The organism is Desulfofustis glycolicus DSM 9705, from assembly GCF_900130015.1.
GTDB classification, from domain to species: Bacteria; Desulfobacterota; Desulfobulbia; order Desulfobulbales; family Desulfocapsaceae; genus Desulfofustis; species Desulfofustis glycolicus.
Genome location: NZ_FQXS01000003.1, coordinates 43,271 through 66,879, shown reverse-complemented (window position 1 = coordinate 66,879; position 23,609 = coordinate 43,271). Strand labels below are relative to the sequence as shown.

At 56.1% G+C, this 23,609-nt stretch carries 23 protein-coding genes; 20 read left to right on the top strand and 3 right to left on the bottom strand.

Annotated elements, in window-relative coordinates; genetic code table 11:
- Positions 1–2 precede the first annotated feature (2 nt).
- The 20 genes from BUC26_RS03680 (at position 3) to BUC26_RS03585 (ending at position 20,721) form a co-directional block, all read left to right on the top strand.
- Positions 3–1,433 (top strand): proton-conducting transporter transmembrane domain-containing protein, encoded by a 1,431-nt coding sequence (locus BUC26_RS03680; protein ID WP_073373490.1) that lies wholly within the window; start codon positions 3–5, stop codon positions 1,431–1,433.
- On the top strand, positions 1,426–2,937 hold the full coding sequence (locus BUC26_RS03675; RefSeq protein ID WP_073373489.1) for a hydrogenase large subunit: 1,512 nt from the start codon (positions 1,426–1,428) through the stop codon (positions 2,935–2,937). The genes BUC26_RS03680 and BUC26_RS03675 overlap by 8 nt, the downstream gene beginning before the upstream one ends.
- 66 nt (positions 2,938–3,003) lie before the next feature.
- Positions 3,004–3,747 carry an NADH-quinone oxidoreductase subunit B family protein gene (locus tag BUC26_RS03670; protein WP_073373488.1) on the top strand — a complete coding sequence of 248 codons (744 nt, stop codon included), beginning with the start codon at positions 3,004–3,006 and terminating at the stop codon, positions 3,745–3,747.
- A gap of 242 nt (positions 3,748–3,989) precedes the next feature.
- On the top strand, positions 3,990–4,826 hold the full coding sequence (locus BUC26_RS03665) for a cytidylate kinase-like family protein (RefSeq protein WP_073373487.1): 837 nt from the start codon (positions 3,990–3,992) through the stop codon (positions 4,824–4,826).
- Between the two features lie 78 nt (positions 4,827–4,904).
- The gene (locus BUC26_RS03660; protein ID WP_244155777.1) at positions 4,905–6,863 is read left to right on the top strand and encodes an SLC13 family permease; all 1,959 of its coding nucleotides are present in this window, start codon (positions 4,905–4,907) and stop codon (positions 6,861–6,863) included.
- A 234-nt stretch (positions 6,864–7,097) separates the two neighbouring features.
- Positions 7,098–9,182 (top strand): elongation factor G, encoded by a 2,085-nt coding sequence (gene fusA, locus BUC26_RS03655; RefSeq protein ID WP_073373486.1) that lies wholly within the window; start codon positions 7,098–7,100, stop codon positions 9,180–9,182.
- Positions 9,183–9,276: 94 nt separating this feature from the next.
- The gene (locus BUC26_RS03650; RefSeq protein ID WP_073373485.1) at positions 9,277–9,972 is read left to right on the top strand and encodes an AAA family ATPase; all 696 of its coding nucleotides are present in this window, start codon (positions 9,277–9,279) and stop codon (positions 9,970–9,972) included.
- 96 nt (positions 9,973–10,068) lie between these two features.
- A complete protein-coding gene (gene hisA / locus BUC26_RS03645; RefSeq protein ID WP_073373484.1) occupies positions 10,069–10,854 on the top strand; it encodes a phosphoribosylformimino-5-aminoimidazole carboxamide ribotide isomerase in 786 nt (261 codons plus the stop codon).
- A 46-nt stretch (positions 10,855–10,900) separates the two neighbouring features.
- On the top strand, positions 10,901–11,047 hold the full coding sequence (locus tag BUC26_RS23720; RefSeq protein WP_167369254.1) for a hypothetical protein: 147 nt from the start codon (positions 10,901–10,903) through the stop codon (positions 11,045–11,047).
- Between the two features lie 234 nt (positions 11,048–11,281).
- On the top strand, positions 11,282–11,752 hold the full coding sequence (locus BUC26_RS03635; RefSeq protein ID WP_073373482.1) for a Na+/H+ antiporter subunit E: 471 nt from the start codon (positions 11,282–11,284) through the stop codon (positions 11,750–11,752).
- Positions 11,752–12,024 (top strand): MrpF/PhaF family protein, encoded by a 273-nt coding sequence (locus tag BUC26_RS03630; RefSeq protein WP_073373481.1) that lies wholly within the window; start codon positions 11,752–11,754, stop codon positions 12,022–12,024. Before BUC26_RS03635 ends, BUC26_RS03630 begins: the two co-directional genes overlap by 1 nt.
- Positions 12,024–12,377: a monovalent cation/H(+) antiporter subunit G gene (gene mnhG, locus BUC26_RS03625; protein WP_073373480.1), complete on the top strand. Its 354-nt coding sequence runs from the start codon at positions 12,024–12,026 to the stop codon at positions 12,375–12,377. The genes BUC26_RS03630 and mnhG overlap by 1 nt, the downstream gene beginning before the upstream one ends.
- Before the next feature lie 29 nt (positions 12,378–12,406).
- Entirely contained in the window at positions 12,407–13,360 is a 954-nt protein-coding gene (locus tag BUC26_RS03620) for a Na(+)/H(+) antiporter subunit B (protein ID WP_208609716.1), read from the top strand.
- Complete coding sequence (locus BUC26_RS03615; RefSeq protein ID WP_084540426.1) at positions 13,357–13,782, top strand: cation:proton antiporter subunit C; 426 nt, start codon at positions 13,357–13,359, stop codon at positions 13,780–13,782. The genes BUC26_RS03620 and BUC26_RS03615 overlap by 4 nt, the downstream gene beginning before the upstream one ends.
- Positions 13,779–15,266, top strand: coding sequence for a monovalent cation/H+ antiporter subunit D family protein (locus BUC26_RS03610; RefSeq protein WP_073373478.1), 1,488 nt, complete (start codon positions 13,779–13,781; stop codon positions 15,264–15,266). The genes BUC26_RS03615 and BUC26_RS03610 overlap by 4 nt, the downstream gene beginning before the upstream one ends.
- Entirely contained in the window at positions 15,266–16,726 is a 1,461-nt protein-coding gene (locus BUC26_RS03605) for a monovalent cation/H+ antiporter subunit D family protein (RefSeq protein WP_073373477.1), read from the top strand. Before BUC26_RS03610 ends, BUC26_RS03605 begins: the two co-directional genes overlap by 1 nt.
- Before the next feature lie 15 nt (positions 16,727–16,741).
- The gene (locus BUC26_RS03600; RefSeq protein WP_073373476.1) at positions 16,742–17,035 is read left to right on the top strand and encodes a hypothetical protein; all 294 of its coding nucleotides are present in this window, start codon (positions 16,742–16,744) and stop codon (positions 17,033–17,035) included.
- Positions 17,022–18,746: a Na(+)/H(+) antiporter subunit D gene (locus BUC26_RS03595; protein ID WP_073373475.1), complete on the top strand. Its 1,725-nt coding sequence runs from the start codon at positions 17,022–17,024 to the stop codon at positions 18,744–18,746. The genes BUC26_RS03600 and BUC26_RS03595 overlap by 14 nt, the downstream gene beginning before the upstream one ends.
- A 173-nt stretch (positions 18,747–18,919) precedes the next feature.
- Positions 18,920–19,780, top strand: coding sequence for an HDOD domain-containing protein (locus tag BUC26_RS03590; protein WP_073373474.1), 861 nt, complete (start codon positions 18,920–18,922; stop codon positions 19,778–19,780).
- Positions 19,781–19,803: 23 nt separating this feature from the next.
- Positions 19,804–20,721: an MBL fold metallo-hydrolase gene (locus BUC26_RS03585; RefSeq protein ID WP_073373473.1), complete on the top strand. Its 918-nt coding sequence runs from the start codon at positions 19,804–19,806 to the stop codon at positions 20,719–20,721.
- Between the two features lie 9 nt (positions 20,722–20,730).
- On the opposite strand, the gene BUC26_RS03580 is transcribed toward BUC26_RS03585, so the two are convergent.
- The 3 genes from BUC26_RS03580 to pyk are packed head-to-tail and all read right to left on the bottom strand — an operon-like array spanning position 20,731 to position 23,430.
- Positions 20,731–21,555, bottom strand: coding sequence for a ribonuclease H-like domain-containing protein (locus tag BUC26_RS03580; protein WP_073373472.1), 825 nt, complete (start codon positions 21,553–21,555; stop codon positions 20,731–20,733).
- A gap of 9 nt (positions 21,556–21,564) precedes the next feature.
- Entirely contained in the window at positions 21,565–21,984 is a 420-nt protein-coding gene (arfB, locus tag BUC26_RS03575) for an alternative ribosome rescue aminoacyl-tRNA hydrolase ArfB (RefSeq protein ID WP_073373471.1), read from the bottom strand.
- Between the two features lie 6 nt (positions 21,985–21,990).
- Positions 21,991–23,430, bottom strand: coding sequence for a pyruvate kinase (gene pyk, locus BUC26_RS03570; RefSeq protein WP_073373470.1), 1,440 nt, complete (start codon positions 23,428–23,430; stop codon positions 21,991–21,993).
- Positions 23,431–23,609: the final 179 nt, after the last annotated feature.

Genomic DNA, 23,609 nt, shown 5'->3' with positions numbered 1-23,609 from the left:
CGATGATTGAATTTATCTTCCTGCTGCCGATGATGACCGGTATCATCGCGCTCTTCCTGCCGGTGAATCTGGGCCGGGGGGTGCTGGTTGTTACCGCCCTGCTGCATCTCCAGGTCTGTGTGATGGGCTGGATGGGTAAACTTGAGCCGATCTTCGGCGCCTTTTTCGGGCGGTCGCCGGAGGGGATGCTGGTGCTGCTGGTCACCTCCTTTATCTTCCTTTTTATCGCCATGTACGCTGTTTCCTATATGGCAGAGACGTCGATGCAGAGCGAGCCGATCTTTATCGGCTGCATGCTCCTCTTCCTCGGTACGATGAGCATGGTCGCGCTGGCCGATCATCTGATCGTTCTGTGGATCGCCATTGAGGCGACCACTCTGGTCAGCGCTCCGCTGATTTTTATCAACCGTTCGAAACGGGCCCTGGAGGCGACCTGGAAATATGTGCTGATCTGTTCGGTCGGCATCGCCCTGGCCCTGCTCGGGTGCTTTTTCGTGACCCTGTCTATGGATGTTGCTGCGATCAACGTGCCGCTCACCTTCACCTCGCTCAATGCGGTGGCCGAGCGCCTCGATCCGTTCTGGCTGAGCTTCGGTTTCATCTTCATCATTATCGGCTATGGCACCAAGATGGGGTTGGCGCCGATGCATACCTGGCTGCCCGATGCCCACAGTGAAGCCCCGAGCCCGGCTTCCGCGCTGCTTTCCGGGGCGCTGCTTAACTGTGCCTTCCTCGGGGTCTATAAATTTCACACCCTAATGCACCTTGCCGGACTCGGATCGTTTTCCAGTAATCTGCTGATCGGATTCGGCCTGGTCTCGATGGTGGTCGCCGGTATTTTCATCCTACGCCAACCCGATTACAAGCGGATGCTGGCCTATTCCTCCATCGAGAACATGGGGATTATAGCCTTCGGTGTCGGCATCGGCGGGATTGCCCTGTACGGCGCGCTATTGCACCTGATCCATCACTCTCTGCTCAAGTCGTCGCTGTTTCTGTCGAGCGGCAACATTCTGCTTGGCTTCGGCAGCAAGCTGGTCGCGCTGGTCGGCGGTCTGACCCGTTTTCTGCCGAAGACCGCGGTGTCGTTTCTCGCAGGTTTTGTCGGTATTTCCGGACTGCCGCCCTTTGGCCTGTTTATCAGTGAGTTGTGCATCATTTTCGGGGCGTTTCAGGCCGGGCACTATCTGGCGGCCATCGTTTTTATCGCCAGCCTGGTGTTGATTGTAGCCGGAATGGCCCAAATTGTTACCGATATGTCGTTCGGCGGCGGTGACCAGGTCGAGATCCTTGTCGGCGAAGGGTTTTTTCGGGTCATGCCGCCCTATGTGCTGCTGGCCGCCTCCATCATTTTGTGCGTCTGGCTGCCCGACGAGATCTACCAGACTATTATCAACACTATCAGCGTGATCGGGGGGACGATCCATGGATAACCTGCTGGCCATACGTCATGGCGAGGCGATCGGGAGAGAACAGATCCCCTGCGTGCCCCTGGCCCGGTTTTCTGCCGAGATGTCCTCTTTTATCGGTGACGGCGGCTCCATCGTTCAGCTGTTTGGACATCGGCAGGGAAGCGAGACCAGGTTGCTGGCGATCGTTCGCAACGACGGTCTCTATGCCCTTGGCACCGTGGTCGAGCGGAACTTTCCGTCGCTGACCGCCGCCACCAGCGAAAAATTCCATCTCTTCGAGCGTGAGATTGCCGAACAGTTCGGTATTATTCCGCTCGGCCATCCCTGGCTGAAAATGGTACGCTATCACGCCAATGAGACCGGTCTGCCCGATGCCTTCGGCAATGACTACCGCCAGGAGACCCCGGGGAATTACCCCTATTTTCAGGTCGACGGATCGGCCATCCACGAGGTTGCCGTCGGTCCGGTGCATGCCGGCATTATCGAGCCGGGACATTTTCGCTTTCAGTGCGCCGGCGAAGAGGTTCTTTCCCTGGAAATTCAACTCGGCTATCAGCATCGCGGTGCCGAAAAGCTGCTGACCGGGGTGCCACTCAAGCGATTGCCGATCATCTGCGAAGCGATTGCCGGAGACACCGCCATCGGCCATAATCTCTGTTGCTGCCAGGCCATCGAAGCGCTCGCCGGTCTCAGCGTCGACCGCGGCGCTCGTGTCGTGCGTACCATCGCGCTGGAGTTGGAGCGGATTTGTAACCATGTCGGTGATCTCGGTGCGCTCAGCGGCGATGTCGCCTTCAATCCGCCGGCCGCTTATTTCGGCAGGATCAGAGGCGAATTCTTGAACCTGTTGCTGACCCTCTGCGGCAATCGATTCGGCAAGAGCTTGGTACGGCCGGGTGGCGTCTCCCAGGTGATGACCGACGAGCAGCGGCGGATAATCGCCGACAAGCTGGCTGAAGCCGAACCGGAAATCCGCCATGTCTGCGACCTGCTCTTTACCGCCCACTCAGTACAGGCCCGCTTCGAGCATACCGGTACCGTCTCTGCCGAAGTGGCCGGACGACTCGGTCTGGTGGGCTATGCCGGCCGGGCTTCCGGGATCGCCTATGATGCCCGGGTGCAGTTTCCGACCGAATGTTACGCTGAGGTTCCGGCCTGCCGCAACGAGATGACCAACGGTGACGTCTACAGCCGGGCCCAGGTGCGCCGGGAAGAGATCATGCACTCGATCTCGGTGATCCGAACCATGCTCAGCGACGGCGTGGATGCGGCCGGTCCGGTGCTGATGCAGGAGCGGACGTTGGCCCCGAATGCGATGGTGGTGACCATTAACGAAGGCTGGCGGGGCGAGGTGTCCCATTGCCTGCTGACCGGGGCGACAGGGGAGATCGAACGCTACAAGATCAAGGATCCGTCGTTTCACAACTGGACCGGATTGGCCATGGCCCTGCGCAACCAGGAAATTTCCGATTTTCCGTTATGCAACAAGAGCTTCAATTTGTCCTATTGCGGCTTTGATCTGTGACGGAGTGAAACCGTAGTGCCGGCTCTCAACGGTGATCCGGCATCTTTGCTTTGATAAGGTTTGATCATGTGGAAAGTAATCAAGAACAGGATAGAGCAGGGATGCAAGACCTCGAAGTACCCCCGTGTGCCGATCAATCTCTATCACCGGTACCGGGGCCGTCCGGTGGTGAACGAGGACTGCCCGATGGCGGTGGTTGAGGCCTGTGCCGCGTGCTGCCCGCAGGAGGCGATCCGTGCCGGGGAGCGGTGCATCGACCTGGGGCGCTGCACCTTCTGCGGGCAGTGTGAGACCGTTGCCGACGGGGCTTTTGTCAACTTCAGCCAGGATTTCGACATGGGGGCCGTATCCCGTGAGGATCTGATAACCGATGGCAACCTGCCCGATCTGGCCGGTCATGCGAAAACCCACTTCAAAAAACTCTTCGGCCGTTCGTTGCAATTGCGCCAGGTATCCGCCGGTGGCTGCAATGCCTGTGAGGCCGACACCAACGTGCTCAATACCCCGTTTTTCGATCTCTCCCGGTTCGGAATCGATTTTGTCGCTTCACCGCGTCATGCCGATGGCATCCATGTCACCGGTCCGATTACAAAGAACATGCGGGCGGCCCTGCTCGCCACCTACGAGGCGGTACCGTCGCCCAAGGTGGTTATCGCCAGCGGCGCCTGCTCAATTTCCGGCGGACCGTTCTGGGGGAGCCCTGAAATCGTCGGCGATCTCAACAGCATTATTCCGGTCGACCTCTATATCCCCGGTTGCCCGCCTCATCCACTGACCACATTGTCCGCGTTGCTGGCCTTCTTCAAGTGAGGTGCGCCACCGGCGGGTGATGCTGTTCTGGAGTGGTGGCTGCAGAGAAATTTTCTGGACCCGCCACTTTCTTGTTGCGCGTGGTAAAGGAATGCGCTAGTCGTTTAATTATATGCTTAATTTCTGAACTATCTTTCTCCCGATTGATGTCTTATTGTCAGTATGCTTCCCTGAAAGTTCCAGACAAGGAAACGAGAATTAGTTGCAGATACCCCTGATCACATCAACACAAGGAGGCAGAAGTGCCGATCATTACCATTTCCCGCGGTTCCTACAGCCGCGGCAAGCATGTCGCAGAAAAATTGGCAGAGCGTCTTGGTTACCAGTGCGCATCGCGGGATATCCTGTTGGAGGCATCCAAGGAATTCAATATCCCGGAGATCAAACTGATCAGAGCGCTGCACGATTCACCGACCATTCTCGAGAAGTTTCGGCACGGCAAGGACCGCTATCTGAAATACTTTCGGAGTGCACTGCTGTCGCACATGCTCCGGGACAATATCGTCTATCACGGTTTGGCCGGGCACTTTTTTCTGCAGGATATCTCGCATGTCATCAAGGTTCGGATCATTGCCGATATGAAGGAGCGCGTCGCAGAGGAGATGGCTCGCGAGAATATCGGTGAGCAGGAGGCGCGCCAACTGCTCGTAAAAGATGACGAAGAGCGACGCAAGTGGGGCCGACAAGTCTACGGGGTGGACACCTGGGACAGTCGCCTGTACGACATGGTCATCAATATCAAGTCTGTGACGATCGATGATGCGGTCGATATCCTTGCCGATCTGTCCTCCAAGCCGGTGTTTCAGACGACCCCGGAATCGCTCGCGAAACTGCAGCTCCTGGCGAAGCTTGCCGAACTGGAGGCGGCTCTTGCCGATCACGCGCCGACGGCAACCTGCCGTCTGGAAGGTTCGATCCTGGTAGTGGCCTCGACGGGCGACACGTTGAAGAGCAGTACGGAGTTGCGTGAGCGGTTCACGAAACAGGCCTTGTCTTTTGATGGTATTGAGTCTGTCCGGTTCGAGCAGCCATTGACCGGCAAGGATGATTACGTCAACACCTTCTATAATCTTCGCTAAAAGCAGCAGGTGCGGACCAGGTGCGGCGTTGCTGCGGTTGGTGAGAAGACAGTGAATGACCACGAGGAGCGACGCGGCATGAGAATGACATTTCTATCGCTGGCGGTCAATTGCATCTTTTTGTTCTTGTTTATCTTTGCTCCAGTCTCGGCGGGAGCGGCGGAGGAGCATTCCAAGGAGATTGCGTTCACCCTGGAGATGGGGTTGGTTTTCGGTGTCCTGCTGCTGGCTGTGTTGCTGTTCGTTTTTGAGTGGGTGCGTGTTGATGTGGTCGGCATCATCATGATGGTGATCCTGCCGTTGCTCGGCCTGGTATCGCCGCAGGAAGCGATCAGCGGCTTGTCGAGCAACGCGGTCGTGGCCATTATCGCGGTGATCATCATCGGAGCGGGTCTGGATAAGACCGGCTGCATGAACGTCCTGGCCAGGAACCTACTGAAGGTCGCCGGTAAGTCGGAAAACCGTATCAAGACGCTGATTTCGGCCACGGTGGCATTTATTTCCAGCTTTATGCAAAATATCGGGGCGGCCGCATTGTTCATGCCGGCAGTCATTCGAATCGGCCGGCAGACCGGTATACCGGCGTCTCGAATCCTGATGCCGATGGCTTTTTGTGCGATTATCGGTGGTACCATGTCTCTGGTCGGGGCGAGTCCGACCATTTTGCTCAATGACCTCATTGCGCAGGCCAATGATATCGGTATCCTGCCGGTCAAGGTCGAACCGCTTGGCCTGTTTACCCAGACCCCGATCGGCATCGCCCTGGTGGTCTCGGCAATTGCCTATTTTATTGTTTTCGGCAATCTGATCATGCCGCGGCGGGCCGACGAACGGGATGACAACCATCTGATGCCGTCCACGCTGGTCGATACCTACCAGGAGGTGGCCGGAGTCTACGAGGTCGAGGTACCGGACACCTTCGGCTCCTTCACGCTTGAGGAGCTACATGTCCGAGACCGCTACCACGTGACCATCGCCGGTGTCTATATGCCGGAGAAAAAACAGAAAAACTATGCGCCGACCCGCGACGAGCTGATTCGTTCCGGAGAGACGCTGGCCATGGTCGGCAACGAGGAACATGTACGCCGTTGCGCCGAGGATTTCGGGCTGATCTACAAGGGAGAACTCGATGTCTTTGCCGAGGACTTCTCCGTCAATAATGCCGGCATTGTCGAAGGAATCGTCACCCCGCGCTCGCTGCTGGCCGGGCACACCATGCGTGAGCGGCGATTTCGTAAGACCAACGGGGTAGTGCCGGTGGTGCTCTGCCGCGAGGGGGTCTGTCAGTTCGACCAGATTACCAGAGAAGTGATCAAACCCGGCGATGCGCTGCTGATGTTCGGGCGCTGGGAAAAATTCCGGGAGTTGCAGAAGCGCAATTGTTTCACCTTCACCACCGAGATCAAAGGGGACGAAATCAGGAGCGAACGGGCCGGCTTGGCGGTGGCCTGGCTGATTATCGCGGCGGCCCTGGTCCTGTGGCTCGAGCCGGCGAGTGCCGCGCTCGGCGTCCCGATCAAGCTGTCCCTGTCGATTTCCTTGCTGGTTGGAGCCCTTGGTATGATCCTGACCAGGGTGTTGACCATCGACGAGGCCTATCGCTCCATCGACTGGATGACGGTCTTCCTACTGGCCGGGTTGATCCCGCTCGGCCTGGCCTTTCAGAAAACCGGTGCCGCTGAATGGGTGGCGGTAACGATCATCAACCTGGTCGGCGAGGTGCCGCAAGTCGTATTTTTGCTTATCGTCGGGGTGCTCACCTCGTTTTTCACGCTCGTCATCTCCAACGTCGGGGCAACGGTGCTCCTGGTGCCGCTCTGCATGGCGATGGCCGTCGAGGTCGGCAGTGATCCGCGGCTGGCGGCGATGGTGGTTGCGCTGGCGGCCTCCAACACCTTCGTGCTGCCGACCCACCAGGTCAACGCGTTGGTGATGCGGCCGGGCGGCTACCAGACTATCGATTACGTGCGGGCCGGAACCGGTATGACCGTCATTTATCTGGTAGTGCTGACCGGCATGCTCGTTCTTTTTTATTGAAATATTGATCGGCAGTGCTATAATAACAGGTTTTTCATAATTGATTGGTTGGGGAAAGCGCGACTCGACCAACGGGATCCCATCCGAATATAGATTCAAGCGGGAATTTTGACTGAGCATTGCAAGGGGTTGCAGCGTCTGTAACTCCTTTCTTTTTTTTCTTTTCTCCCGGCAAGGCGACGGGAGAAATGCTTTTTACGTCGGTGTGCAGGTAAATGGTAGAGGATAATAACCATGGCTAGAGATTTATCGAAGGTTCGCAATATCGGTATCAGCGCCCATATTGATTCGGGAAAAACCACCCTGACCGAGCGGATTCTGTTTTATACCAACAGGATTCATGCCATCCACGAGGTTCGCGGGAAAGACGGCGTCGGTGCCAAGATGGACTCCATGGAGCTAGAGAAGGAGCGTGGCATAACCATCCAGTCCGCCGCCACCTACGCTTCGTGGAAGGATATTGAGATCAATATTATCGACACCCCCGGTCATGTCGATTTTACCATCGAGGTGGAGCGGGCGTTGCGCGTGCTCGATGGGGCCATCCTGGTGCTCTGCTCGGTCGGTGGGGTCCAGTCCCAGTCGATTACCGTGAACCGGCAGATGAGCAGATACCGGGTGCCGCGGATCGCTTTTGTCAATAAGTGCGACCGCACCGGGGCCAACCCCGAGCGGGTGGCCGGACAATTACGCGACAAACTTGATCTCAACGCGCGGTTGATGCAGTTGCCGATCGGTCTTGAGGCTGAGTTTTCCGGCATTGTCGACCTGATCACCATGAAAGCGCTCTATTTTGAGGGAAAGAGTGGTGAGCAGATTCGTGAATCCGTGATTCCGGTTGAGATGCAGGCCGAGGCGCAGGAGCGTCACCAGGAGTTGCTCGAGGAATTGTCGATGTACTCCGAGGAATTGATGGAGGCTCTGCTGGAAGGGGGAGAGATCGACACCCAGCTGGTTTACGACGCGGTCCGCAAAGGGACGCTGTCGCTTGAATTTACCCCGGTGTTTATCGGTTCCGCCTACAAGAACAAAGGCATCCAGCCATTGCTCGACGCGGTGGACGCCTATCTGCCCTGCCCGACCGATGTCCAGAACTTCGCCCTTGACCTGCGCAAGAACGAGGAAGAATTTGCGGTGACCAACAGCCCGGACGACCCGCTGATCATGCTCGCCTTTAAACTCGAAGACGGGCGGTATGGTCAGTTGACCTACGTTCGGACGTATCAGGGCAACTTGAATAAAGGTGATACCGTCTATAACAGTCGGACCGGTAAAAAGGTCAAGATCGGTCGATTGGTGCGGATGCACGCTGATGAAATGGAGGAGATTGACGGCTGCGGTCCCGGCGATATCGTCGCCCTGTTCGGCGTCGATTGCGCCTCCGGCGACACCTTTACCGTAGAAGGGATAGATGCCTCCATGAGTTCCATGCATATCCCCGAACCGGTCATCTCGTTGGCCATTATTCCGGTGGACAACAAGGCACAGACCAATATGTCCAAGGCGCTCAACCGGTTCACCAAGGAAGACCCGACCTTTCGGACCTTTGTCGATCATGAGACCGGAGAAACTATTATATCCGGCATGGGCGAGTTGCACCTCGACGTCTATATCGAGCGGATGAAGCGCGAATACAAGGCCGAGGTCACCGCCGGGGCACCGCAGGTCGCCTATCGCGAAACCATCACCGCCCGCGCCGATTTCGACTACACCCATAAGAAGCAGACCGGCGGCTCGGGCCAGTACGGGCGGGTGGCCGGCTATCTCGAACCGCTGGAAGAAGGCGACTACGAGTTCGTCGACTCCATCGTCGGCGGTACCATTCCCCGCGAATATATCCCGTCCTGCGACAAGGGGTTTCAGAAAAGCATGGAAAAAGGCATCCTCTGCGGCGCCGCCATTACCGGGGTTCGGGCGGTCATCAACGATGGTGCCTCGCACTCGGTGGACTCCTCGGACGTTGCCTTCCAACTGGCCGCTATCGGGGCGTTCAAGGAAGCGTATCGCAAGGCCCATCCGGTGATCATGGAGCCGATCATGAAGGTCGCCGTGGAAGGGCCGACCGAGTTCCAGGGTGCGGTGATGGGCAGTCTCAACCAGCGGCGCGGCATGATTATCGGTACCGTTGAAGAAGGCAACTACACGGTGGTCGAGGCAGAGGTGCCGCTCTCCGAGATGTTCGGTTATTCCACGATCTTGCGTTCTCTAACCCAGGGCAAGGCAGAGTTTACCATGGAGTTTGCCACCTTCAAGCAGGTGCCGAAAAGCGTCGGCGAAGAGTTGATCAAGAAATACGAGCAGGAAAAGAAAAATAATTGAAACGTGGTGTTGACTTGTGTCACGCCGCTTCGTTCACTGAGTGAAGAGTCGGCGACAGGTTCGTCCCGTTGTTAACAGAGAGGAGTTGAGCGCCATGGATAGAGAAGATCTGATCACCAGCAATCCGCTGCGGGTGTTGGGGCTGGACAATAAAGCGGAAGAGGGCAGGCAGAGCCTCGGCTTGGTCATGGCCAGGGCCGGCCTCGGCAAGACGGCAATTCTCGTACAGATTGCTCTGGATTCGATGCTGCGGGGCAATCGGGTCCTGCACGTGTCCATCGGCGAGTCGATCGAGAAGACCCGTGACCGGTATGACGAGATCCTGTCGCTGATGGTCGAGGGGTTGTCCGAAGAAGCGCGGACCGAGGTGGCCCGGCGGCGAATGATCATGACGTTCAAAGAGAACGTGTTCAGCCGGCCGATGCTGGAGGAGCGATTGAAAGACCTGATTCAGCAGGAGATCTTTCAGCCCGACTGCCTGATCATCGACGGCTACGATTTCGACGGCAACGGCCGCCAGGCGATGGAGGACTTGAAGGTGCTGATGGCCGATCTCGGCATTGCCGTTATCTGGTTTTCGGCAGTGTGCCATCGTGAGGATGAGCGCGTTTCCGCGGACGGTGTTCCGGCCCCCTGCCATGCGATCGACGATCTGTTCGAGGTGGTGCTGGTCATCAAGCCGCACGGCGATCACATCCATCTGGACATTCTCAAGTGCGCCTATTGCCAGGTCGAACCCGGCACGACGCTGACACTCGATCCATCCACCATGTTGATCAAAAAGGCGTAGGCTGACCGATTGTACCGCCCGGCCGGGCGGTAGAAAAGATCAGAAAGCGGGTGGTCCCGGTCGGGGCGACCCGCTTTTTTTCGTTAAGGGGGAGCAATGAGATTTCGACCCTGCATCGATTTGCATGATGGTGCTGTCAAACAGATCGTCGGCTCGACTTTGAGCGACGATGAACCGGACCGATTGCAGACCAATTTTGTCGCGACGCAGCCGCCGGCATGGTACGCCAACCTCTATCGCCGGGACGATCTGCAGGGTGGGCATATTATCATGCTCGGCTCCGGCAATGAAACGGCGGCCGGCGAGGCGCTGGCCGCCTGGCCCGGCGGCATGCAGATCGGCGGTGGTATTACCGCGGAAAATGCGGTGTCGTGGTTGTCACGCGGGGCGTCCCATGTGATCGTCACCTCCTGGGTCTTCCATGACGGCCGGCTCGATCAGCATCGTTTGGATCGTTTGCTGGCCGAGGTCGGCAGGGACCGCTTGGTGCTGGACCTGAGCTGCCGCCGACTGGGTGCCGACTATTTCGTCGTTACCGACCGCTGGCAGCGTTTTACCGAGGTGCGTATCGACGCCTCAGCCCTGGCCGAATTGGCCGGCTACTGTGCCGAATTTCTGGTTCACGCGGCTGATGTCGAAGGCAAGTGCCAGGGTGTCGAGACGGAATTGATCGGCATTCTCGGGAAACACAGCCCGATTGTGACCACGTATGCCGGAGGGATTCGAGATCTCGACGACTTGGAAACTATCTTCCGGGTTGGCGGCGGTCGCCTTGATGCCAGCATCGGCAGCGCTCTCGATATTTTCGGAGGACAGGGCATCACGTATCACCAGGCTGTTGCGTTTCATCAGCGCCACCGGGGTACCGCGAATGACAGGTGATCACAATGAAGAGCTTTTGTCGTCGGGTGATAGCGGTGAAGAGGCAATGCGCGAGCTCAGAATCGTGGTCCCTGATGATCTGTTCCGGGCCTGGCAGCGCTGTTCTTGGCTCCTCGTTGCAGAGACCGGTCGTTCGCGAACCGAGAGCATGACCGAAATGGTGCGCGATTTCCTCGTCAAGCACGGTTGCTGATAGGGATACCGTCGCTGCAGCGACGGTGTGCAAAACCTGTTGTAACGATCTGAGGCCCGCATCCCGTTAAGATCGGACAACCGAAAATCGACAAATCGCTACCGGTTGTTATTGACACGATATTGGCCAAAATGGTACGTAACGATGTGTTGAACCACTCAGGCGATGGGATAATAGTTCAATATCACAGTGTAATAGCAGATATCGGCTCACCTTCAACTCTTTTTGGCTTGAATGAGATACGTACTTGCTTTATCGACACTTCTCTCCGTATTCTGGTTGATCAATTCCGGTCACTATACCCCGTTGATGCTGTTCTTCATGGTTGTTTCCGTTGTCTTCGTAGCGATGCTCTGTCGTCGTCTCGATGTCGTCGACGGTGAGTCGCAACCGCTCAATCTCACTTTCTCCATCCCCGGATACTGGCTCTGGCTGATCAAGGAAGTCGTCGTCTCGAACATCGCGGTTGCCGCTAACGTCTGGGGTGGTGCGGAGACGATCAGTCCACGGTTGATCAAGGTCACCGCCCATCAGAAGACGGATCTCGGTAAGGTTATCTTTGCTAATTCGATTACCTTGACTCCGGGAACAGTCAGTGTCGATCTGGAAGGCGATCAGATAACGGTGCATGCCCTGACCCGTGATTCGGCCGCAGGACTGCAAACCGGCGAGATGGATCGTCGGGTCTGTTTGGTGGAGAGATAATGTACGAGTTGACGGCATTGATCCTGCTTGTGGTCATGGGGCTGGCATTGGTTCGTGCTTTCCTGGGCCCAACGTTGTATGACCGGATTCTGGCAGTCAATAATTTTGGTACCAAGACAGTGTTGCTGATTGCGATTCTCGGCTTTCTTGGTGGTCGTCCCGACTTCCTGGACATCGCCATCGTCTACGCATTGATAAACTTTATAAGTATTATCGCTGTCTTGAGGTTCTTCGAGTATTCCTCCAAGAGGCCCATGGATGAGGAAAGCTGATGGAAGTCCTCTTTGATATTATTTCCTGGGTATGTTTGGTGTCGGGGAGTTTTTTCTGCCTGACCGGCGGAATTGGGCTGTTGCGCTTTCCCGATTTTTTTACCAGAATTCATGCCGCCAGTTTGACCGATACGCTTGGCGCCAGCCTGATCCTGGTCGGCTTGATGTTTCAGGCTGGGTGGGGGCTGGTTTTTGCGAAGTTGCTGTTGATTTTGATGTTTTCCCTGCTCGCTGGGACGACGGCGAGCCATGCCATGGCCAAAGCGTCATTGAAGAGTGGTCTGAAGCCACTGGAGTCCGATGACGCGGAGAAAGATGGGGTACCGGAAGGAGAAAGGCCATCACAACAGTAATCGACATTGTATTGCTCAGTTTCCTGGCCATGACGGCTTTGGCGATAACCAGGATGAACGACCTGTTTGCAGTGGTTATGCTGTCTGGTATTTACAGCTTGATGTCCGCAGGTTTTTTCCTCGATCTGGATGCCGTTGATGTCGCCTTTACCGAGGCGTCGGTTGGTGCCGGCATTTCAACGCTGTTGATGCTCGCTTCGTTGAAAATGGTCAAGCGATACGAAGGCAAGACCAAATATAAGCCGATGCTGGCACTAGGCGTTGTCGGCGCGACGGCGCTGCTGCTGATTTACGGGACGTTGGATATGCCTCACTTCGGCTCTGCCGATGCCCCGATCCACCAACATGTTGCACCGCGTTACATCAACGACTCCATGGCCGAAGTCGGGGTACCGAACATTGTCACGTCGATTTTGGCGAGCTATCGCGGCTATGATACGCTGGGCGAGACGCTCGTTATCTTTACTGCCGGCATCGGCGTCATGTCATTGCTCCGAGTATCTCGCGAGACCAAGGATCAGCAGCAAAAACGTGTCCCCGCCGATATGCAGCAACAGATCATTTTGCGCATCGTCGCCAAAATGATGCTGCCTCTGATCTTGCTCTTCGCACTTTATGTCCAGTTTCATGGAGACTACGGGCCGGGTGGCGGCTTCCAGGCCGGCGTCATTTTCGCCGCCGGAATCATTCTGTATACGATGTTGTTTGGTCTGAGTACTGCCCGGCTGGTATTCAAGAGTTCTCTGCTCCAGAAGTTGACGGCGGTCGGAGTGCTTTTGTACGCCGGTGTCGGGGTGGCCTGCATGCTGCTTGGCGGCAACTTTCTTGATTACAACGTATTGCGTCATGACCCGGTGCACGGGCAGCATCTGGGGATCCTCTTGGTTGAATTGGGGGTGGGGATCACCGTGGCGACGGTTATGATAACTCTGTTCTTCAAGTTCACCTGGCGTACCGTCAAGCATAAGTATATCGAACAATGAATATCATCGGGCTATACAATTACTGGATTGTGGTGGTACTGATGGCGATCGGGTTTTTTATCGTCATCGCCCACGAAAACCTGATCAAGAAATTGATCGGGCTGTCTATCTTTCAGACCGCGGTGTTCTTCCTCTACATCAGTATGGGCAAGGTCGTCGGTGGAACAGCGCCGATTCTCGATGACAAGTGGCACCTCTATTCCAATCCGTTGCCGCACGTCTTAATCCTGACGGCAATCGTTGTCGGTATTTCTACCACGGCCGTGGGATTGGCACTGGTGGTTCGAATTCAGGAGGCCTACGGTTCGATTGAAGAACACGAGATCCAGACGCTGAATGCTCAGGACCAGATAGAGTGTCAGCTAGAGGCCTACGGTTTCATGAAAAACAATGCGTTTAGCGTGAAGAGTTTAGACGAGTGATCACTCATTATCCCGTTCTGCAGGTTATCATACCCCTGATCGGCGCGCCGCTTTGCCTGTTGTTTCCGGTGCCGCGTCTTGCCGGTCTGTTTGCTTTGCTGGTCAGCAGCCTCGCTTTTCTGGTGAGCTGTGGTCTGCTGCAGCAGGTAATGGTTCATGGAACGCTGGTCTACGCGCTTGGCGGCTGGGCTGCGCCGTGGGGGATCGAGTACCGCATAGACTATTTGAACAGTTATTTGTTGCTGCTCGTTTCGTCGATGAGCACCGTTGTACTGATTGCCGCGCAGAGCAGCATCCGAAGAGAATTGCCGCAGAATCGCCAGACCTATTTCTACACTGCCTATTTGCTCTGCCTGACCGGGTTGCTCGGTATCCTGGCGACCGGTGATGCCTTCAATGTGTTTGTGTTTCTGGAGATTTCATCACTGTCTTCCTACACTTTGATAGCACTGGGCACGGATCGACGGGCCTTGACCGCATCCTACCAGTATCTGATCATGGGCACCATCGGGGCGACCTTCATTATTATCGGTGTCGGCCTGATGTACATGATGACCGGTACGTTGAATATGAACGACCTGGCAGAACGGTTACCGGAGGTCAATCATTCGCGAACCGTGTTGAGCGCCTTTGGTTTTTTTATTGTTGGTGTCTGTTTGAAGCTGGCCCTGTTTCCGCTACATCTCTGGTTGCCTAATGCCTATGCCTTTGCGCCATCGATTGCGACTGCTTTTCTCGCCGCTACGGCAACCAAAGTTGCCGTCTATGTCCTGATCCGCTACGTATTTACCGTTTTTGGTATCGAATACGTTGAATCGGTTCTGCCACTACAAGAGATCTTTCTGGTTCTCGGCCTTGTCGGCATTTTTGCAGCGTCTGTTTCCGCCATCTATCAACTCAATATCAAGCGTCTCTTTGCTTATTCAAGTGTTGCCCAAATCGGTTACATGATTCTCGGTTTGGCCATCGGCACCCAATTGGGTCTGGCGGCGACCCTGCTGCACATGTTCAACCATGCGCTGATGAAAGGGGCTCTGTTTTTGGCAATCGGCAGTGTTGTCTACCGAATCAACAGCTCACAGCTCAACCATATGGCCGGCCTGGGCAGGAAAATGCCATGGACCATGGCCGCCATCGTTATCGGTGGCCTGAGTCTGGTGGGAGTGCCGCTTACGGTCGGTTTCGTCAGCAAATGGTATCTGGTGCTGGCTCTTCTCGAAAAAGGGTGGTGGCTGGTTACCGTGCTCGTGTTGATCAGTTCGTTGCTTGCCCTGATTTATGTCTGGCGCATCATTGAGTGGGTTTATTTCACTCCGGCGCGTATTCATCTCTCCGAGGTTCGTGAAGCCCCACTGAGTCAGCTGGTTCCGGTTTGGATCTTGGTTATCGCCAATATCTATTTTGGTCTTGATACCAGTCTTACCGTTGGGGTCAGCAAACTGGCGGCGCAATCATTGTTTGGCTTGTTCGGAGCGGCTCCCTGATGAACCTGGCACCGGAACAGATGCTGTTATCGGCCATATTGATCCCGGCTCTCGCCGTTTTTGGGATTATTTTGACCGGGCGGTGGGCGAATATTCGTGAGTTGGTGTCGATCATGGCCGGTCTGATCCTGATTAACCTGGTCACCGGTCTCTATCAAATTGTCGCTGATGGCGGCCTAATCGCCTATCAGGGACCGGAACTGTTTTCCGGACTCACTATCGCTTTTGCCATTGAACCGCTCGGCATGCTGTTTGCGCTGGTCGCGGGGTATCTGTGGTTGGTTACGACCGTTTATTCGATTGGCTATATGCGCGGTCATAAAGAGGAAAAACAGACTCGTTTTTTTGCCTGTTTTGCCGTGGCCATCTCGTCGGTCATGGGTATAGCTTTTTCCGCAAACCTTTTAACTCTATTCATATTTTACGAAATCCTGACGCTGTCGACCTACCCGTTGGTCACCCATTCCGGGACCATCAAGGCAAAACTTGGCGGGCGGGTTTACCTTGGTGTCCTGCTGACGACCTCCATTCTCTTTTTGTTGTTGGCCATTATCGGCACCTGGTTTGTTACCGGATCGCTGGATTTTCGCGATGGCGGCCTGTTCGATTCGTCAACGCTCGGCGCGGCCGCCGTCCTGCTGCCGTTGTACATTTTCGGTATCGGCAAGGCGGCCATCATGCCGTTTCATCGCTGGTTACCGGCCGCCATGGTGGCTCCGACTCCGGTGAGTGCCTTGCTGCATGCCGTTGCCGTCGTCAAGGCCGGAGTCTTCTCGGTGCTCAAGATTTGCGTCTATGTGTTTGGCCTCGATACACTGCGACAATTACCAACGACGGACTATCTGCTCTACCTGGCTGCGGTTACGGTGTTGCTTGCTTCGATCGTTGCTATGCGTCAGGATAATTTGAAAGCGCGGCTCGCTTATTCAACGGTGAGCCAACTCAGCTATATCACCATTGGCGCTCTGCTTGCCACCAGTGCCGGTGTGGTCGGTGGCGCCATGCATATCGCGATGCACGCTTTCGGTAAAATCACCCTGTTTTTCTGTGCCGGTGCGATTATGGTGGCGGCGCACAAGACTGAGATCAGCCAAATGCGCGGTTTGGGCCGGCAGATGCCAATTACGATGATTGCCTTTTTTATCGGCAGTCTCAGCATTATCGGTCTGCCGCCAACCGGCGGCACATGGGGTAAGTGGTTCCTGATGATCGGTGCGCTTGATGCGGGACAAGGTGTGATCATGGCCGTGTTGATGATCAGCTCACTGCTCAACATCGCTTATTTGCTGCCGATCCCAATACGTGCGTTTTACCCGAACGATGACGTTGAGCGGCCGACCGGTATCAAGGAAGCACCGTTACCGTCACTGGTAGCGCTCAGTGTTACTGCAGCAGGCTGCATCGTGCTCTTTTTCTTTACCGGGCCGCTCTATGAGTTGGCCCTGGCAATTCTCTCATAGGCGCGGAAGACGGATATGGCAGAAAAAAAGCATATGTTCGATGATCCGAAGAATGTCCGGCGCGTCCTCTATGTGCTCTATTGCTGCTGCGCTCTGCTCTTCATTCTTGATTTTGTTATTCAGCGGCACCTGGTCCATCCCTGGGAACGGTTGGTCGGGTTCTATGCCGTCTACGGTTTTGTCGGTTGCGTGGTATTGGTGTTGATTGCCAAATGGATGCGGACATTTTTAATGCGTGACGAAGACTATTATGATCGAGAGGAATTGAACGTGGCCACGACGGACGGAGGCGATCATGTGGAGCACTGAAATTCCTGCCTTCGCACCATTGTTGATTGGAGCGGTACTGGCCTTGTTTACTCGTGGCTGGCTGCGTGGAATCGTCACCCTCGGCGTGATTCTGGCCAGTGGCTGGCATCTTCTGCAGGTTCCGGAGGGCATCACCGTCAGCGTCTCGTTTCTCGGCTATGACCTCGTTCCCTACCGGGTGGACAAGCTCAGCCTGATATTTGGCTATGTTTTTCATATCGCCGCATTGATTGGCGTCATCTTTGCTCTTCACGTCAAGGATACCGTGCAGCAGGTGGCGGCGCTCGTCTATGCCGCCGCTGCGCTCGGAGCCGTTTTTGCGGGTGATCTGCTCACGCTGTTCGTCTGTTGGGAATTGCTGGCAGTTTCGTCGGTTTTTCTTATCTGGGCACGTCGAACGCAACGTTCTTACCTGGCCGGACTTCGTTACCTGATTATCCAGGTTCTATCCGGAGTGATCTTGCTTGCCGGACTGCTGGTTCATGCTTCGGCAACCGGTTCGCTTGCTTTCGATTATATTGGCCTGGAAGGGAGCGGTGGCTGGCTCATCTTTCTTGCGTTCGGCATCAAGGCATGTTTCCCGCTGTTACATAACTGGCTCACCGATGCGTACCCTGAAGCAACGCCGACCGGCACCGTCTTCCTCAGCGCCTTTACTACAAAAGTAGCGGTATATGCGCTGGCTCGCAGTTTTCCCGGGACAGAACTTTTGGTCTTTATCGGGGCGGCGATGACCTGTTTCCCGATTTTTTTTGCTGTTATTGAGAATGATCTGCGGCGCGTTTTGGCCTACAGCCTGATCAACCAGGTCGGTTTTATGATCTGCGGTATCGGTATCGGTACTGCCTTGTCTATCAATGGTGCGGTATCTCACGCGTTCAACGATATTATTTTCAAGGGATTGCTGTTCATGTCGATGGGTGCGGTACTGCATATGACCGGCCGGATCAATGGCTCCGACCTCGGTGGACTGTACAAGAGTATGCCGAAGACCGCTGCACTGTGTATCGTCGGTGCGGCATCAATATCAGCTTTCCCCTTGTTCAGTGGATTTGTCAGCAAATCGATGGTCATGGCGGCAGCGCTGGAGGAAGGATACGATTGGGTATGGTTGATGTTGCTCTTTGCGTCGGCCGGTGTCTTTCATCATGCCGGCATCAAAATTCCATATTTTGCTTTTTTTTCTCACGATTCGGGCATTCGCACCACTGAACCACCGGCGAACATGCTGACCGCGATGACCATTGCGGCCGTCCTGTGCATTGCTATCGGCGTCTATCCGCACTGGCTGTATCAACTCCTGCCGTTTGATACAGGTTATAACCCCTATGATGCTACCCATGTACTGACCCAGACACAATTGCTGTTCTTCTCCGCGTTGGCATTTGTCTGGCTGAACTTGCAAAAACTGTATCCTCCCGAACTCCACTCCGTCAATCTCGATGCCGAATGGTTGTACCGGCGACTGTTTCCGCGCATCATTGGCGCTGGATTCTCTCGAATTTGGCAGATTGACCGCGATTTTCGGGGGTGGTTCCTGGCGAGGATTCATGGTTTGCTCGAATATCTGGCACACCTGCACTACCCCGGAGGTCGAGCATCGGTGACCCGACCGACGGGGCACATGGTCATCTGGGTTGCCGTGCTCTTGGCCGTTTACCTCTGGCTGCTGCTCAGTTTTCCGAATGCCGATACGGCGATAGGGCACTGATCCCTCCTGGTTGCACTTCGCTTCTTCGATTGTCTTGTTGTAATTGCTGCTTCCGTGAAAATCATTGACCGGTCTCCACCGGGCTTGACCTGTGATGGTTCTTTGGATACAATTACCTTTGTGATCTGTAAAATGTTGATTCAGAAGAATAAATTCGAAAAGGTGAAGTGGTGATGCCGCCAGATTCGGGAACCCATCGCAAACAGATCGAAAAATTCATTACCCGGATGCCGAGTCTGTCGACCACCGTCGGCAAGGTCATGGAGATCTGCAGCCGAGTCGATGCGTCCCCGAACGAGCTGAACAAGGTGATCTCTCTCGACCCGGTGTTGACCGGACAGGTCTTGAAGCTGATCAACTCTGCCTACTATTCGCTGGTAAACAAGGTGACATCACTGACCCGGGCCATTACCATGCTCGGCCTGAATACCGTGAAAAATATGGCACTGTCGACGGCGATCATCAAGACCGTGTCGGGAGTAAAGAAATCCAGGGTGTTGCCGGTCAGCAAATTCTGGGCGCACTCGATCAGCGTCGGCGTTAGCGCCAAACTGTTGGCCCAGGCCAAGGATATCCCGGTGATGGAGCGGGAAGAATTCTTTATTGGTGGCCTGCTCCACGATCTCGGCAAAATTCCGTTTGGCGACGAGTATGCCGAAGTGATCCGGCTGGCCGGCGATGAGCAGGTGCCGCTGATCGATGTGGAACGCGAAGTGCTTGGCATCGATCACCAGGAAGTCGGCCTGATGATAGCCGAGAAGTGGAAGTTGAACGAGGCGTTGTTGCAATGCATCGGCTTTCACCACGACCCGCAGCTGGCCGGGGAAGGAGCCCGTCGGCAGACCGCCTTCATTGCGCTGGGCAATATCTATTCAAACATCTACGACATCGGGTACGCCGGGGATCTCTATCCGTCCGAGCGGGCGTTGGAACACCTGCTCGAACTGACCGGCCTGAACTGGCAGGAATTCGTCACGATCCGGGCAGATATCGAAACCGAGATAGAAAAAGCTCAGATTTTCCTGCAGATATGATTGTCGACTAAAGAGGGCAGCGGATGAAATTGAGATTTTGGGGGGTCAGAGGGTCCATTCCCTGTCCCGGCCCGCAGACCGTCAAGTACGGTGGCAACAGCGCCTGCCTCGAATTGCGGGTCGGCGACAGCGGGAGAATTATCGTTATCGATGCCGGCACCGGTATCCGCGAGCTTGGCAATTACCTGATGAAGCACGATCTGCCCCAGGGTCCGCTCGATATCGATCTCTACCTCTCTCACACCCATTGGGATCACATCATGGGCTTTCCGTATTTTACGCCGATCTACATTCCGGGTACCAAACTTCGGGTTCACGGTCCGGTCAGTTTCGAGGACGACCCGTTGCAGGACGTGGTCGGCGGGCAGATGAAGTATCGCTATTTCCCGGTCAACGTCGGTGAACTGGCTTCCTCTATTGAATACATTCGGTTGCGGGAGGATCCGGGCATGGATCTCGGCGACGGGCTGGTCCTGACCACCAAGATCCTCAATCATCCGATTCTGGCCCTCGGCTACCGTTTTGAATACCGGGGCAAGGTATTGTGTACCTGCTATGATACCGAGCCGTTTCGCAATCTGTTTATCACCGACCCGGTGCATCCCGATTACGATGAGGCGATGGCCTGCGAAGGGCAACTGGTTGCCGAAGAGCAGAACCGTATCGTCGAGCAGTTTTTTGCCGGTGCCGATCTGCTGATCCATGACGCTCAGTATACCGAGCAGGAATATGCCGGCAAAATCGGCTGGGGACATTCAACCTACGAACAGGCCCTGGCGGCCGCCGGGCGGGCCGGGGTAAAGCGACTGGCCCTGTTTCATCATGACCCTGACCGCACCGACGACCAGCTTGACGCGTTGGCCGAAACCTATTGCCGGCCCGGGGCCTATGGTGACATGGAAGTCTTTTTTGCCCGGGAAGGGTTGGAAGTCGATCTCTAGACCGACTGATCAGCGGTATCGTCTCCGGAGCCGGTCCATGATGTGAAGATCCGGCTGATACGGGATGAGCGGCGAGGGCGGAAAGGGGAGTCGCCCCTCTTCCGGAAACGGCGTCATCTCGACAAAACGGTTGTATACTTCCACCATGAGTCGCTCCAGGTTGACCGTGTCTTCGATATTGTAGGCGAGCAAGGTCTCCAGAGCGGCCTGGTTGTCGTACCGTTCGTATTCCCGCCATAACGTGACGGCGAAGGCCCCGTCGACGCCATCGAGGGCGCCACGGTTGATGCCCAGCTGTCTCTCGCAGCCCTTCAAGCCACCGCGACAGCCGAGACGAGCGAGGATGTAGCGCAAGTCGATCTGTGCCTGGCTGACTTTGATCCGGAAATAACGCTCGATCATCGGAATGTCAAAACAGCGGCCGTTATAGGTGACCAGGACCGCATATCGGTCGAGATCGGCGGGGAATTCATCGAGATTGCGACCATTGATATAGGTCCGGACAGTCTCTCCGTCATAGAGGGCGATGGTGGTGATATCGCAGGTCTCGGACAGGCCGGTGGTCTCTATATCGAGATAGGCGCACCGGCTGCGGAAGTGCGGAAAAATCCGCCAGACCTCACCCCCGGCCAGCCTGCTGGTGAAAAACAACGGATCGGCGGCCAATGCGGCGAACGATGCTGTAAGCGTTTGAGTGATGATGCCGGCGCCGACCCGCGGAACGAGTGTTGAAACGCTGAGCAATTCATCCCAGCTCCTGATGCCGCGGTCCCAGAGACTCCGTTCCGTGGCGTGGCCGATGCCCTCGATATGGCAAAATGTCCTGGTCAGCATGAGACTGGCCTATTCTTCCGTACCGATCTTGCGGCGCAGGGTTTTTTGCCGGCCGCGATGAAGTTTGCCGGCCAGTCGTTTTTGCCGTGCCGCTTTGCCGGGGGAGGTCGGCACTCGTTTCTTTTCCCGTCGCAACGCCGCACCGATCAGCATCTGCAGTCGCTGTAGGGCGTCTTCGCGGTTTTTTTCCGTGCTTCTGAAGCTCTGAGCCTTGATGACAATGGTCCCGTCACTGCTGATGCGTCGATCGCTGCGGGCCAACAGTCGTCGTTTGCAGGACTCCGGCAGTGATGAAGCGTTGATATTGAAGCGCAGATGCACGCCGTTGGCCACTTTGTTGACGTTCTGGCCGCCGGGTCCGGATGAACGGATTTGGCTGATGGCTATTTCGCTGAGCGGAATGGCGATGGTCTCGTTAATGCGAAGCATGGCGGGTCACTTGCTCGGGCAGCGGTCGGCCTCGATGTGATGGACCTTCAGCATATTGGTAGAACCGCTGGTGTGCAACGGGAAACCGGCGGTGATGATGACCAGGTCGCAGCTTTTTACCAGCCCGGAGTCGATTGCCGCCTGTATGACCAAGCTGATCTGACCGTCCATCGAATCCGCTCGTGCGCAGGGCAGCGGTACCACGCCCCGGACCAATTGCAGTTTGCGCAGGCTGGTTGGTTCCGGGCTGATGGCCAGAATCGGGGTCTGCGGACGATAGCGGGCCACCCGAAGTGCCGTTGAGCCCGAGGTGGTGGCGGTGATGATGGCCGCGGCGGACAGGTCGGCCGCGGTGGCGCAGGAGGCATAGGAGATGGCATCGGTGATCACCGGTCGGCGGTGGCGTAGACCGTCGGCGAGAATCGCTTCGTAATCCAGAGCCGCTTCACTGATCTGCGCGTTGCGCGCCAGAAAGCGGACGGCCTCGCGAGGATATCTGCCGACTGCCGTTTCTCCGGACAACATCACCGCGTCGGTGCCGTCGAAGATAGCGTTGGTCACATCGCTGGCCTCGGCCCGGGTCGGGGTCGGGCTGGCGATCATAGATTCTAGCATCTGGGTGGCCGTGATGACCGGTTTTCCGGCTTTGTTGGCTTCCCTGATGATCCGTTTTTGGATAACCGGAACCTCTTCGGCCGGCATCTCCACACCGAGATCGCCGCGGGCGACCATCAGTCCGTCGGCCTCCTCAAGTATTTCCGGCAGGTTTTCGACTCCTTGACGGTTTTCGATTTTTGCGATCACCGCCTGGTGGCCGCCGGCCTCCCTGATCACGTCACGCACGGCCCGGACATCGTCGGCGCGGCGGACGAAAGAGACGGCGATCAGATCCACGTCCTGCCTGACGCCGTCGATGATGTCCAGCCGATCCTGCTCGGTGATCGACGGCAGGTTGACAGCGATATCGGGCAGGCTGACCCTTTTTCGGGAGAGCAACAGGCCGCCGACCAGAACCCGGGCGACCACCCGGGCGGCTTCGACTCGCTCGACCCGTACCTGCAGCTTACCGTCGTCGAGCAGGATGGTCCCCCCGGGTAGCACATCCTCGTAGAGTCCTTCATAGCTAACAGGAATTTCTCCTGGTTTCGATACTTCGTGAGAAAAAACGACCAGGTCGTCTTCGCTGAGCTGTACTCCGTCCCCAAGCTCGCCGACTCTAATCTCCGGCCCCCGGGTATCGAACAGGATGGCCGTCCAGGTGCCCAACCGTTCTCTGGCGCGTTTGACGGTGTCGACAAAGTGGCGGTGACTTTCCTGGTTGCCGTGTGACAGATTGATCCGTGCGACATCCATGCCGGCCTCGATCAGGTCGGCGATATGCTGCTCCTGGTAACAGCTTGGTCCGAGGGTGGCAATGATCTTGGTCTTTCGTTTCAGTCGTTTCATGCCGAGACGATGCTCCTTGACAGGGTCAGTGTTGTTGAACACCGCACGTTACCAGAGCGACGCGCGCGTGCAAAGATAAAAGAGAGGAACCGATTATCGATCCGACCGGTTAGGATTGCATCGCGAGTGGATGAAGTTCGTGTCTGGTTAGCTTTTTGCCAGAAGACCGATAATGGGCC

What these genes read in the sequence shown, in the direction of transcription:
- BUC26_RS03595 (WP_073373475.1), top strand. Translation starts at nt 17,022, where the DNA reads ATGTGGAGCACTGAAATTCCTGCCTTCGCACCATTGTTGATTGGAGCG.
- BUC26_RS03630 (WP_073373481.1), top strand. Translation starts at nt 11,752, where the DNA reads ATGTACGAGTTGACGGCATTGATCCTGCTTGTGGTCATGGGGCTGGCA.
- BUC26_RS03620 (WP_208609716.1), top strand. Translation starts at nt 12,407, where the DNA reads ATGACGGCTTTGGCGATAACCAGGATGAACGACCTGTTTGCAGTGGTT.
- BUC26_RS03670 (WP_073373488.1), top strand. Translation starts at nt 3,004, where the DNA reads ATGTGGAAAGTAATCAAGAACAGGATAGAGCAGGGATGCAAGACCTCG.
- arfB (WP_073373471.1), bottom strand. Translation starts at nt 21,984, where the DNA reads ATGCTTCGCATTAACGAGACCATCGCCATTCCGCTCAGCGAAATAGCC.
- BUC26_RS03600 (WP_073373476.1), top strand. Translation starts at nt 16,742, where the DNA reads ATGGCAGAAAAAAAGCATATGTTCGATGATCCGAAGAATGTCCGGCGC.
- mnhG (WP_073373480.1), top strand. Translation starts at nt 12,024, where the DNA reads ATGGAAGTCCTCTTTGATATTATTTCCTGGGTATGTTTGGTGTCGGGG.
- BUC26_RS03660 (WP_244155777.1), top strand. Translation starts at nt 4,905, where the DNA reads ATGAGAATGACATTTCTATCGCTGGCGGTCAATTGCATCTTTTTGTTC.
- BUC26_RS03680 (WP_073373490.1), top strand. Translation starts at nt 3, where the DNA reads ATGATTGAATTTATCTTCCTGCTGCCGATGATGACCGGTATCATCGCG.
- BUC26_RS03580 (WP_073373472.1), bottom strand. Translation starts at nt 21,555, where the DNA reads ATGCTGACCAGGACATTTTGCCATATCGAGGGCATCGGCCACGCCACG.
- BUC26_RS03605 (WP_073373477.1), top strand. Translation starts at nt 15,266, where the DNA reads ATGAACCTGGCACCGGAACAGATGCTGTTATCGGCCATATTGATCCCG.
- BUC26_RS03650 (WP_073373485.1), top strand. Translation starts at nt 9,277, where the DNA reads ATGGATAGAGAAGATCTGATCACCAGCAATCCGCTGCGGGTGTTGGGG.
- BUC26_RS03615 (WP_084540426.1), top strand. Translation starts at nt 13,357, where the DNA reads ATGAATATCATCGGGCTATACAATTACTGGATTGTGGTGGTACTGATG.
- BUC26_RS23720 (WP_167369254.1), top strand. Translation starts at nt 10,901, where the DNA reads ATGCGCGAGCTCAGAATCGTGGTCCCTGATGATCTGTTCCGGGCCTGG.
- pyk (WP_073373470.1), bottom strand. Translation starts at nt 23,430, where the DNA reads ATGAAACGACTGAAACGAAAGACCAAGATCATTGCCACCCTCGGACCA.
- BUC26_RS03635 (WP_073373482.1), top strand. Translation starts at nt 11,282, where the DNA reads ATGAGATACGTACTTGCTTTATCGACACTTCTCTCCGTATTCTGGTTG.
- BUC26_RS03585 (WP_073373473.1), top strand. Translation starts at nt 19,804, where the DNA reads ATGAAATTGAGATTTTGGGGGGTCAGAGGGTCCATTCCCTGTCCCGGC.
- hisA (WP_073373484.1), top strand. Translation starts at nt 10,069, where the DNA reads ATGAGATTTCGACCCTGCATCGATTTGCATGATGGTGCTGTCAAACAG.
- fusA (WP_073373486.1), top strand. Translation starts at nt 7,098, where the DNA reads ATGGCTAGAGATTTATCGAAGGTTCGCAATATCGGTATCAGCGCCCAT.
- BUC26_RS03675 (WP_073373489.1), top strand. Translation starts at nt 1,426, where the DNA reads ATGGATAACCTGCTGGCCATACGTCATGGCGAGGCGATCGGGAGAGAA.
- BUC26_RS03590 (WP_073373474.1), top strand. Translation starts at nt 18,920, where the DNA reads ATGCCGCCAGATTCGGGAACCCATCGCAAACAGATCGAAAAATTCATT.